The sequence below is a fragment of the Oceanobacillus indicireducens genome, assembly GCF_014647195.1.
Classification (GTDB): domain Bacteria; phylum Bacillota; class Bacilli; order Bacillales; family Amphibacillaceae; genus Oceanobacillus; species Oceanobacillus indicireducens.
The window spans coordinates 49,755-61,858 of record NZ_BMOS01000015.1; the positions used below are offsets into that span (position 1 = coordinate 49,755).

The 12,104-nt window shown below is 39.4% G+C and carries 11 protein-coding genes and 1 pseudogene; 2 read left to right on the forward strand and 10 right to left on the reverse strand.

Going from position 1 to position 12,104, the window contains the following annotated elements:
• Positions 1–62 precede the first annotated feature (62 nt).
• Positions 63–254, forward strand: a pseudogene (locus tag IEX94_RS20280) (aldose 1-epimerase family protein); the annotation flags it as partial.
• A gap of 137 nt (positions 255–391) precedes the next feature.
• On the opposite strand, the gene iolG reads toward IEX94_RS20280, so the two are convergent.
• The 9 genes from iolG to IEX94_RS11665 form a co-directional block, all read right to left on the reverse strand.
• Positions 392–1,402: an inositol 2-dehydrogenase gene (gene iolG, locus IEX94_RS11625; protein WP_188857597.1), complete on the reverse strand. Its 1,011-nt coding sequence runs from the start codon at positions 1,400–1,402 to the stop codon at positions 392–394.
• Positions 1,403–1,463: 61 nt separating this feature from the next.
• Positions 1,464–2,321 carry a class II fructose-1,6-bisphosphate aldolase gene (gene fba / locus IEX94_RS11630; RefSeq protein ID WP_188857599.1) on the reverse strand — a complete coding sequence of 286 codons (858 nt, stop codon included), beginning with the start codon at positions 2,319–2,321 and terminating at the stop codon, positions 1,464–1,466.
• A 108-nt stretch (positions 2,322–2,429) separates the two neighbouring features.
• A complete protein-coding gene (iolE, locus tag IEX94_RS11635; RefSeq protein ID WP_188857646.1) occupies positions 2,430–3,317 on the reverse strand; it encodes a myo-inosose-2 dehydratase in 888 nt (295 codons plus the stop codon).
• A gap of 22 nt (positions 3,318–3,339) precedes the next feature.
• Positions 3,340–5,256, reverse strand: coding sequence for a 3D-(3,5/4)-trihydroxycyclohexane-1,2-dione acylhydrolase (decyclizing) (gene iolD, locus IEX94_RS11640; RefSeq protein ID WP_188857602.1), 1,917 nt, complete (start codon positions 5,254–5,256; stop codon positions 3,340–3,342).
• 47 nt (positions 5,257–5,303) lie between these two features.
• Positions 5,304–6,284 carry a 5-dehydro-2-deoxygluconokinase gene (gene iolC / locus IEX94_RS11645; protein ID WP_188857648.1) on the reverse strand — a complete coding sequence of 327 codons (981 nt, stop codon included), beginning with the start codon at positions 6,282–6,284 and terminating at the stop codon, positions 5,304–5,306.
• A 105-nt stretch (positions 6,285–6,389) separates the two neighbouring features.
• Positions 6,390–7,208 (reverse strand): 5-deoxy-glucuronate isomerase, encoded by an 819-nt coding sequence (gene iolB, locus IEX94_RS11650; protein ID WP_188857604.1) that lies wholly within the window; start codon positions 7,206–7,208, stop codon positions 6,390–6,392.
• A gap of 89 nt (positions 7,209–7,297) precedes the next feature.
• Positions 7,298–8,755, reverse strand: a complete 1,458-nt coding sequence (locus IEX94_RS11655) for a CoA-acylating methylmalonate-semialdehyde dehydrogenase (protein ID WP_373290830.1) — start codon at positions 8,753–8,755, stop codon at positions 7,298–7,300.
• 83 nt (positions 8,756–8,838) lie between these two features.
• Positions 8,839–9,228, reverse strand: coding sequence for a tautomerase family protein (locus IEX94_RS11660; RefSeq protein ID WP_188857652.1), 390 nt, complete (start codon positions 9,226–9,228; stop codon positions 8,839–8,841).
• Between the two features lie 2 nt (positions 9,229–9,230).
• Positions 9,231–10,040 (reverse strand): DeoR/GlpR family DNA-binding transcription regulator, encoded by an 810-nt coding sequence (locus IEX94_RS11665; protein WP_229782691.1) that lies wholly within the window; start codon positions 10,038–10,040, stop codon positions 9,231–9,233.
• Positions 10,041–10,200: 160 nt separating this feature from the next.
• Between IEX94_RS11665 and IEX94_RS11670 the strand changes: the two genes are divergently transcribed.
• A complete protein-coding gene (locus IEX94_RS11670; RefSeq protein ID WP_194461808.1) occupies positions 10,201–10,410 on the forward strand; it encodes an MFS transporter in 210 nt (69 codons plus the stop codon).
• Positions 10,411–10,511: 101 nt separating this feature from the next.
• On the opposite strand, the gene IEX94_RS11675 is transcribed toward IEX94_RS11670, so the two are convergent.
• Positions 10,512–12,104 (reverse strand): solute:sodium symporter family transporter, encoded by a 1,593-nt coding sequence (locus tag IEX94_RS11675; protein ID WP_188857610.1) that lies wholly within the window; start codon positions 12,102–12,104, stop codon positions 10,512–10,514.

The following is a 12,104-nucleotide window of genomic DNA, read 5'->3' on the forward strand; positions in this document are numbered from 1 at the left end:
TATGGAATGAAGCTTGATTGTCATTTGTCAAATAGAAGTGGGGACGTGTTTCACCGGTATTATTCCCGATTGCCGGACGGTTAACAAGAGACCAATATCAATTAGACGGAAAAACATACGACATGTCTCAGCATGGATTATTAAGAGATGCTGAATTTGAACTCAGCTCACATTCAGCAGAGCATGTTTCATTTGAAGTAGCTTTAGAAGGACGTTTAAAAGATGTTTATCCAGGATTATACGATGACGTTTAAATAATTACTTAAACTGTATCTGTTTTATAAAAATCCCACTAAAAAAGCGTGTGATCTTGTGCAAAACCAAGTTCATACGCTTTTTTAATTCTCATAGTTGGAATAAATATTATCTATGAGAATAGCATTATTTCAATTTAGCGAAGCTCACTCAATTCAACCGTCCGATTCTCCTGCCAGGAAAGCTTAGCCGCTTTTGCTAACAGCTCAGCCTGTAAACCATCCTCGAATTTTGCCACGATTGGTTTATCTTCTAAAATAGATTGGGCAAAATCATGGATTTCAGCGATGTATCCTTCATTATAACGCTCAAGGAAGAAATACATCGGTTTATCCTCTGTAACCGCAGCATTTGTGCTTACTTTTACATTGGTTGGCTTCTGATTTTCTACTTGGACCATGCCGTTATTGCCGAATACTTCGATACGCTGGTCATAGCCATATACTGCCTGGCGGCTGTTATCGATCACTCCCAGTGAATCATCTGCAAAGGTAAGGGTGATAATGGCTGTATCTACATCATCATTGCGTGAAAAACGATCATCTATCAGAGAAGACGCTTTTACGGTGATGTTTTTTACATCTTGCCCGGATAAGTAACGAATCATATCGAAATCATGGATTGCCATATCGATAAATAGACCGCCGGAGCGTTTCACATATTCTTCTGGTGGAGCTTCCGGATCACGGGAAGTGATTTTAATAACTTGCGGTGTACCAATGTCACCATTGCGGACAACATCATGTGCTTTTCTGAAATGTGTATCGAAGCGGCGATTAAAACCTACTTGGAATTTTACACCTGTTTCTTTGATCACTTCCAAAGTTTCCTTTGTTTTTTCAATATCAAAGCTGATTGGCTTCTCGCAGAATATATGCTTGTTGTTCTTTGCTGCTTTTGTAATAAAATCAATATGGGTATCCGTGCTTGAGCAGATAAAGACGGCATCGATCTCCGGATCATTGAGAATATCATCCGCATTCTGTGTGATAACAGGAACAGCTTTTAAATAATCGATATCCTTCAAATGATCGGTGTACACATCAGAAATTGCTTTTAGCTGATAATTATCAGATAGCAGAATATTTTTAGCATGCAGCTGTCCGATACGTCCGGCACCGATGATTCCTACAACTAATTTTGTCATTATAATTCCTCCAAGTCTATAACTGTCTATGTGAAGCGCCAGTTGTTCTTATAATGTGGATTTATGCTTTATTGGAAGAACCAAATAAATGCAATTTTTTTCTTACTACCTTTTCGATTGCGTTCATCCCTGTTGTCATGATTTCCGAGATTTTATGTGAATCAGGGTGCTGCTCCAGGTATTCACGTACTGCTTTTGTCCATGCCTGATTACATTCGGTATTTACATTGATTTTGGCATGACCGTATTCAATTGCTTTTACAATTTGGTGGGCAGGAATACCAGATCCTCCGTGCAAAGCCAGTGGAACTTCATTCAGGTTATCAGAAATCTCCTGCATTAAATCAAATGCCAGCTTTGGTTCACCCTGGTAAACGCCGTGAACGGATCCAAGCGCAGCTGCAAGCAGGTCCACTCCGGTTTCTTCTACAAGCCGATAACATTCGTTCGGGTCCGCATATTTAATGCCGGAAGTGATGCCATCCTCTGTACCGCCAACAGAACCGATTTCTGCTTCCACAGAGACATGCTGTTCGTTTGCATAGTAGACGACTTCTTTGGTATTAGCAATATTTTCTTCCAGTGACAGCTTCGAGCCATCATACATTACAGAGCTGTAACCTGCATCAACAGCTTCTTTACAACGTTCTACGGATAATCCATGGTCGAGGTGTAGAACGACAGGTACGGTAATTTCCATTTCTTCCACCATTTTCTTGGTGGTGGCAGCAATCAATTTAAATCCGCCAAGGTAGTCCACGATACGATCAGTGGAGGCTAAAATAACAGGAGATTTTTCTTTTTCTGCTGCGCGCAATGCTGCCTCTGCCCATTGGAACGTATTGATGTTAAATTGGCCGACAGCATAATGGTTTTTCTTTGCTTCAGGCAACAGCTCTTTTAATGATACAAATGTCATTCTTTCACCTCCATAATTTTTATAATTAAAAATGACGTACATTTCATGAAGATGTTCACTCTAAAATACTGCTTTTAAAGTGAACATCCTCGTAAAGGCAGTGATTCTTTAGTTCAATACATTGTTATCAATATACTTGCGGGCCTTTAAGGCATATTCAAGCGGATGAGCAATTTTCGGGTCCTGCTCTGCTTCAATCACGATCCAGCCCTGATAGTTATTTTCCAGCAGCTTGTCATATACTTTTTTAAAGTCGATACTGCCATCGCCAGGTACCGTAAACATTCCGGAAAGAAAGGCAGAGCGGAAGGATAGGCCGTCTTCTTCACTCGTTTTCATGATATTATTCCGAATATCTTTAAAATGCACATGCTTGATTCGGTCCATATGCTTCTCTAATAACGGCATGTATTCTTTATCAGAGGCGTAGATGTGTCCTGTATCATAAAGTAAGTGAACCAAGCCTGGGTCGGTATTTTTCATCAAGCGGTCGACTTCTGCTAACGTCTGTACTCCGGTTCCGAGATGGTGATGATATACAAGCTTAAGACTATAGCTGTCCGCGATTTCGCCAAGTACGTTTAAGCCTTCGGTAAGCTGTTCCCATTCTTCATCTGAAAAAGTGGGCTTATCAGCAAAAATATTTTTAGGTAAGCCTTGAATACTGTAGGTTTGTTCGGAAACAACAGCAACCGCAGCATCCACTTCTTTTAAATAAGCGCAGTGCTTATGGAATGCTTCTGATGTTTTCTCAACGCCATCTTGAATAATAAAGCTGGAGAACCATTGTCCAGCAATTTTTAAGTTGCGGAGCTTTATTTCTTTTTTTAATGTTTTCGCATCAGGGAAGAAACCGCCGACTTCTGTGCCTTCGAAGCCAGCAACAACGATATCGCTCAATAGATGCGATAAGGTATTGTCTTTTCCGATTTCCGGCATATCGTCATTTCGCCAGCCGATTGGTGCTATTCCCCAATGGATATCCTGTTTTCCCATCATTCATCACATCCAGCTTCCATTAATATTGTCTTGCATTATCGAGAATTTGTTGTCTTTCTGCGGCAGCTTTTTGTACACTTTCTTTTTCGGAAACTTCTGCTACACCAACATTCCACCAGCTGCCATCGTAGCCGTCTGTCATTGTTTTTGGCAGAACTTTTATTTCAATCAACGTGGATACTGTTTGTTTTTTAGCGTCTTCCACAGCTGCCGTTAAATCTTCCAGGTTATTGACAGAATAGGTTTTTAAGCCGTATCCTTCCCCGACTTTTCGGTAATTAATATTCATGATTTCATTATTTACATTGCGGAATTCTGTTCCTGTGCTTCCATTTCCGTGATCCATTTGTAAGTTATTGATACATCCAAACCCGGAATTATCGAATAACAGCAGGTTGATTTTTTTATCGTATTGAAGAGCTGTTACAATTTCAGAATGAAGCATTAAGAAGCTTCCATCACCAACAACTGCATACGATTCCTGTTCAGGCTTCGCTAATTTAACTCCAAGAGCTCCTGCGATTTCGTACCCCATACAAGAATAGCCGTACTCTAAATGGAACGTATTAGCCACATTGGCATTCCAGATACGCTGCATATCTCCTGGCAGGGATCCTGCTGAAGAGATTACAATAGCGTCACTATCGATAACATTATTGATTTTAATTAAGGCTTCGGTTTGTGTTAATTCTGTTTGAAGCGCATCTGCATAATCATTTAAAATTTCTTGGTTGAAATGATCCGCGATTTCTGGTGTGAAATCATTGCGATTAAATTTCGTTGCAGCTAAGCGATTGCGTTCTTTCTCCCATTCCTGTTTCAATGAGGTTGTTTCTTCTCCATAACTTGATTGATAGTCCCCAATACCTTTATTGATCAATTGTAGTGCTGCTTTGGCATCAGCTACAACTTGAAAACCGTCAAATTTATATGCCTGTCCGCGGTTTACGTTGATATTTAAAAATGTTGTATTGTCAAAATCAAACAACGTTCTGGATGATGTTGTAAAGTCTGTATATCTTGTGCCGATTCCGATAATTAAGTCGGCGTTCATAACTGCTTTGTTCGCAGCGGAAGTACCCAAAATACCGTTTCCGCCGAGGTTATTTGGATGAGTAAACTCAACGGTTGACTTTCCGGCATGTGTTTCTACGATTGGAATATTTGCTTTTTTAGAAAGCTCTACCAATTCCTCTCTTGCCTCTGAATATTTAGCACCGCCGCCGACTAATAGAACCGGACGTTTACTTTGTGTAATGGCCGCAATTGCCCCGTCTAATTCGCGCTGACTCGGTAATTTGCGGTCTATATAGTGAACGCGTTTATTGAAAAAGCTGGCTGGATAATCATATGCCATTGCTTCTACATCCTGAGGTAAGCAAATCGTTGCAGGTCCAGTTGTTGCTGGGTTCGTTAATACTTCAAATGCTCGGATCAATGCACTCATCAGCTGCTCCGGACGATCAATACGGTCCCAATATCTTGAAACAGCTTTGAATGCTTCGTTCGTTGTTAAATCTGTACTGTGTTCATGCTCTAGTTGCTGTAAAACAGGGTCGGGCTGTCTTGTGGCAAATGTATCTGCCGGTAAGAATAGCACCGGGATGTTATTTGCAAAAGCAGTTCCAGCTGCTGTTACCATATTTGCTGATCCCGGTCCTGCAGATGCGGACACAGCAAAAATCTTTTGACGGAGATTTTGTCTGGCAAAAGCTGTTGCTGCATGAGCCATTCCTTGCTCATTTTTTCCTTGATAGCTTTTTAGATGACCAGGATTATTTTCAAGCGCTTCTCCTAAGCCTAAAACATTTCCATGTCCATAAATATGGAAAACACCTTCCACAAAAGGCGTTTCTACGCCGTCTACAGAAATATATTGCTGATTTAAAAACTTTACCAATGCTTGTGCAGTAGTTAAACGGATTTTTTCACCCATTTTATTCAACCTACCTTTCTTTTCATATTTAAGGTTTGAACATTCTTTTAAGAACGCTTGCGAATAAGCTGTTCAATTTCTTCTACAGTCGGCATCGCTTCGGAAGAACTGTGCTTGCTGACAACGATGGAAGCAGATGCACTGCCGAATTTCAACGCTGTTTCATAGTCTTTTTCTGTAACAAGTGCATAAAGGAATGCAGATGCATAGGAATCACCTGCACCAAATGTTTTTAATACTTTTGTTTTGTATGCCTGGCCGCGGTGAACGGTACCGTCTGGCTCATAGGCATAAGAGCCGTCGACACCATGCTTGATGACAACAAGCTCGATATTATGCTGGAATAAGTGCTGGACTGTTTTTTCGTTGTCGCCTTCTGAATCCAGGTTTTCCATCACATCGTATTCGTCACGCGTACCGATAACAACATCAGAAAGCTCTGCAACAAGAGAGTAATATACTGCTGTTTCTTCAGCTGATTTCCATGTGTATGGACGGTAGTCTAATTCAAATATGACTTTGACATCGTTCTTTTTAGCATATTGAATTGCCTGCAATACAGCTTCACGAGAAGGACTTTGTGCAAGCGCAGTACCAGAAACAAGAAGCATTTTTGCCTTTTTGATATAATCTTCACTTACTTCTGTAGAATCTAAATAAAGATCCGCTACTTCATCACGATACATTAAAATGCTGCATTCTTCCGGGCTTAAAATTTCTGTGAACGTGAGTCCGGATTTATGCCCTTCTGTGTCATAAACTATATTAGAGGTGTCAATTCCTTTTTCCTCCATATACTGTTTGATAAAGTTTCCGTGTTGATCTTTTGAGATTTTGCCGATAAATCCAGCTTTCAGTCCTAATTTTGAACTGCCAATAGCGATATTTGCCGGAGAACCGCCAACGTATTTTGTGAAAGTCATTGTTTCTTCCATCGGACGGTTGTATTCGTTTGCATTCAAGTCAATCGCAGCGCGGCCGATCGCAATAATATCGTATTCTCTATCTTGATTAAATGTAAGTGCCATGCGTTTCGCTCCTTTTTTCATTACATATACTGTTTATTTTTATAGGAGAATCGCCCTCGCCTCTTTCTATAAGAATAGAGGAGAGGGGGGCGAATCAAAAAACTGTTAGTCTCTATCAATAATCCATTCATGATCTTTTTCATTATGGAATTTCCAGATGCGTTCCGGTCCAGCCATGACATTTAAATAGTAAGAGGCATAGCCGTCTGGTACACCTACTGGATGATAGCCTTTAGGAACAAGAACAACATTTGCGTTTTCCACAGCCATGGTCTCATCTAAAGAGCGATCCTCTGTATAGACACGCTGGAAAACAAACCCTTGTGGAGGGTCCATTTCATGATAATAGCTTTCTTCTAAGAAGGACTCATTTGGAAGATTGTCCTGGTCATGCTTATGCGGTGGATAGCTGGACCAGTTAGCTGTTTCTGTAAATACTTCTACAACAAGCAAGCTGTTTGCAGAAGGGTCAGAGTCCGGTAGAATATTGTGTACTTGCCGTTTGTTATTGTACTTTCCGCGATGTTCTACGCCGTTATCCGCTGCTTTGATTAACTTGGTCGGCAGCTCTTTATCGGATGGAGCAAAGCATAATGCCACACGAGCTTTTGTATTTGCTGTAATGGTAATTTTTTTATTATGGGAAACATAAACACTGTCTGTCGGTTTACGTTCAAATACACTTTCCCGGGTACCAATATCAGAGAAGCTTTGATAGCCATCTGTTACGGTAATCTTTCCTGTTAATGCGACAACACAAAGCTCTAAGTTTGTCAGCATTTCGTTATAGCTGGAATTTGGTTCCAAATCCACCACTTTAAAACCGACATAATGAAGATTGGAATTTTTCTCTGTTACTTCATGAACAAGCGTTACCCCGTCTGCCAGTTTATTATTTTCGGGTTTTCTTAGTAAATGACTCATAACGGACTCCTTTCAATATGGGATGAGACGGTTCAGTGGGTTAAAAGGTCTCCTCCCCAATTTATTATTGTAAAGTTGGTATTCCCTGATTATGAAAAATCAGGTTCAAGATAACGAGCTGTTACTACTTTCTTACGAGTATAGAAGTCTACACTGTCTTTTCCGTTTGCATGCAATGTGCCATAGAAAGAAGACTTCCATCCAGAGAATGGGAAGAATGCCATTGGCGCCGGCACACCTAAGTTAATTCCTAACATACCTGCATCGATGTTCTCACGGAAGTAGCGTACGGACAATGCGCTTGTAGTAAAGAGGCAAGCACCGTTAGCGAATTCAGATTGGTTAGCAAATTCAACAGCCTCTTTTAAGTTTTTTACACGTACAATAGATAATACTGGAGCAAAAATTTCATCTTTCCAAATGGACATATCTTGAGTTACACCATCAAATATAGTTGGTCCAACAAAGTAACCGTCTTCTAATTGTTCATTGCGACCATCACGAACTAATGTAGCCCCTTCTTCAATACCTTTTTCGATGTAGCCCAATGTACGTTGTTTTGCTTCGTCGCGGATAACTGGTCCTAAGAAGACACCCTCATCCAGGCCATTACCCATTTTGATGTTGTCAGATGCTTCTTTTAATTTTGCGATAAATTCATCTGCAACGGAATCTTCTACAGTTACAACCGCACAAGCCATGCAGCGTTCTCCAGCTGAACCGAATGCTGCGCTGATTACTTCTTTTGTAGCTAAGTCTAAGTCAGCATCTGCCAATACAGTAGAGTGGTTTTTCGCACCAGTTAATGCTTGAACGCGTTTTAAGTTCTCACTTCCGCGTTTGTACACATATTCTCCAACAGGCTTAGAGCCTACAAAGGATACTGCTTTTACAGTAGGGTGGTCTAAAATGCTGTTCACCACATCATGTGCACCGTTAACAATGCTGAATACACCTTTAGGAAGACCAGCTTCATCTAGTAATTCCGCAAGTCTAGCTGCAAGAATAGGTGTTTTTTCAGATGGTTTTAAGATAAAGGAGTTACCTAGAGCGATTGCCATTGGGAACATCCAGCATGGAACCATCATTGGGAAGTTAAATGGAGCAATTCCGCCGACAACCCCTACAGGGTAACGATAGTTTGTAGCTTCTACATCGGTTGCGATCGTTGCAAGAGAATCACCCATCATTAATGTCGGTGCACCAGCAGCGAATTCTACGTTTTCAATTCCGCGTCCAACTTCGCCTAATGCTTCGCCAACGCTTTTTCCGTTTTCCTGTGTGATTAATTTTGCTAATTCTTCTTTATGTTCTTCCAATAGATTTTGATATTTAAATAGAATGCGGGCGCGCTTTGCTACGGATACTCTTTTCCATTTTTCTTGAGCGACCTGAGCTGCCTGTACAGCATCTTCAAAATCTTCGGAGGTAGAGATTGGCACTTGTGCTAAAACTTCTTTTGTTGCTGGATTATAAACATCTTCATACTTATCTGTTTTACTTTCGACCCATTCACCATTGATAAAGTTCTTTAGTTTTTTAGACATTAGGATATGTCCTCCTTTAATGTAGTAGATTTATATTTTATACTCTGAAAAAAATAGAAAAAATAGATAACTCATAAAAAATGCTAGAGGTCACCGGTTAAAAACTGTGCTTTTCCAAATCGAAAACTCCATTCCCCGGCACCATTCGTGACAAAGGTAATCATGACATCCTTTGACTCAATCTGACATTGCTGCTCTAACCTTTCTGTTAAAAGGCGATAGAAATCTTTTTTCATCTTATTCGTCCGTTGGGTGATGATGGCGGTGAATAGAATAACATCATCGCTTCTTTCAAAGCCGAGCCCAGTATCCTTCATAATCATTTCATAGGGTTCATGCTGTGTCACGACTTGATAACGGTCGCCTTCAGGAACTTGAAATGCTTCCAAAACAACCTGATGGGCTACATCCAAAATTTGTTTAATTTCTTCAAGATCTCTACCCTTGATTAAATCAACTTTTATTAAGGGTATCTCTACACTCCTTCGTTTTGATTTGCAATAACAAGCTCGACACTATAATTCTTACAATAGTCGATATACGATTGACCAGGCTGCTGATCTGTAATCAGATAATCCAGCTGGTTCAGATTGCAATAAGTAGTTAAAGCGACTTTATCGAATTTTTGATGATCAACTAACAAAAACTTCTGCTCGATTTGTTCCGCTATATAAGATTTCAATTCGCTTTCCATAGGAATAGAGTTTGTTACACCATTTTTGATAGAAATCGCGGTAGCAGCTAAAAACGCTTTGTTGATATTATAATTCTTTAGAATTTTTTGCGCCTGTATCGTTGTAAATGACTGTGTTCTTCGAGTAAGTGCGCCTCCCAGACTATAAACGGTAAGGTTTTCATAAGGCATTGTTCTTAGGATGAAATCAATATTGTTGGTTACAATTGTAATTTGTTTGTCCTGTATATATTCAATGAGCTCTAATACGGTTGTTCCCGTATCTATAAAAATAATGTCACCATCTTGAATATAATTAGCAGCCTGTTCCGCAATACGTTGTTTACTTGATTTATTCTTTGTCTGCCGGTAAGTGAAGGAGGTTAAAGGATTGGTGACTTTGTTTGGCTGTTTTTCTTCAGCAGGCTGATTAATAGCTGCTCCGCCATGAACTTTAACAATGTCACCAGTCTTACATAACTCTTGGACATCGTTACGGATAGTATTTTTAGAAACTGCAAATTTAGCGGCGAGTTCATCATAAGAAGCTCTTTGTTTGAGCGTAATATATTCTTGTAATGCAGCGATACGCTTCGATTTGATGTTGATCACCTCTTTTCTTACATCGAGTATAACACAAGAGATCCAAGAAGTTAACAACAAATAACCAAGAGTTTATAATTTATTTGAGTATTTTGTTGTTTTGTTGGTGTGACAGTATTTTTTGGATGCGTTTTCTTTTGGGGATATAGAATTGATAGGTGTTGGAAGAATGGGGCATGCTGTAACGATTGTTACTGCATTGCACTGGATGTCTAACTTAGGTATATCTACCAGCTTTCCGCCAATCCATGATGTATTAGGAGGAATGACTTTTGCGATTTATGGGGCGCTCAGCGTGGTTGCTATATTCTTTATCTGGAAGTTTGTACCGGAGACCAAAGGAAAGATATTTGAAGAGTTGGAAAACATTTTGGTTTAGGAAAGTCGGATAAAAAAGAAGCGTTATAGTATTATAGAAATAATCAAAATATAAAAGAAAACAAACAAGCTCAATAAAGAGGGATGTTTGCTTTCTTTGTTTTATCTAGCCAATACAAGTGGAGAAAAGACAACATAAGATGCTACTACAATGAGTAAGATTAAAATACCAACCCATCTAACATGTTTCCAAGGCGTGATGTCTACTTTGTTTTGGTATTTGTCGAATTGAAATCCTTCTTGAGACGGATTCTTTACGCTATAGAAATATAGAATAGCTAAATCTAACAAGAAGAGGACGCTCCAAACATATAGATAATGGATATCTGGAATAACTACTTTAGACAATGCGTACACAACAATATGGAAAATCAATGTAACTTTTGCACCTGTAGCTGATGTCTTTTTAGAGTAAAAACCAACTAGAATAATAGCTAATAGCGGCATACTATAGAGACCATTAAATTCTTGAATTACTGCATATAACCCTTGTGGAAATAGAGAAATCAATGGTGCAATCAAAACAACGATAACGCCAATAACAATAGTCAAAACTCTTCCCGCTTTCGCAATTTGACGGTTTGTAGCTTGTTTATTAATGACCGGTTTATAGAAGTCTAAGCTGAATAAAGTAACAGTGGCACTTAGTGCCCCAACAAAAGAGCTGATAATTGCTCCAAATATTACTGCTCCAAATAGGCCGGTAGCCCAATCAGGCAGCACCTCTGCTAGTAATGAAGGGTAAGCAAGATCCATTTGTATGCCTTCACCAAACATATTGTAGGCAATAACCCCGGGAATTACTAAGAAAAACATACCAGATATTTTAAAAAATCCAACAAACATGGCACCTTTTTGTGCTTCTTTTAAGTTTTTTGCGGCCAGGGCTTTTTGAACAATCATTTGGTTTGTACACCAAAAATATAAGTTATTAAAGAGCATTCCTAAGAATAATGTCGGCCAAGGTACAATGGGCGAGTCCAATGCTCCCCAAGCATTCAGTTTTTCAGGCGAATTGGTTAAAAATCGGTCTAAACCAGTAAAGAAGCTGTTCTCGCCTAACGCGATAAACCCTAAAATAGTAATCGTCATCCCGCCAAGAAATAGACCAATACCATATAATGAATCACTATGCGCAATCAGAGAAAGTCCCCCGACGAATAAATAAGTAACACCAACTAAACCAATAACTGTCGAGATAATAATAACAGCTGTTATTCTGCTGACGCCCAAGTGTTGCTCAATTCCGAATAGATCATTGAAAATCAACGCTCCAGAATATAAAACAACAGGCATAAAGCTGATAACATAGGTGAATATAAAGAGAACAGATACAATCCTTTTTGTAAATGTATCATAGCGGATTTCAATAAAATCAGAAATGGTATTTACACCATATTTAAAATATTTCGGTAAGAACACCCATGCTAGCATAACAATAGCAACGGAAGCAGTTACTTCCCAAGCCATTACTTCCATACCGGCTACATAGGCCTGACCGTTTTGCCCTACTAATTGCTCTGTTGATAGGTTGGTCATAATAATCGTCATACCAACAGTTGTTCCGACAAGAGAACGCCCGCCTAAAAAGTAACCCTCTGAATCTTTGTTATCAATACTTCTTGTCCGATAAAAAGCATAGAGATAGATCAATAGCAGTACAACAACAAAACTGATAATACTAAATAAATTCAA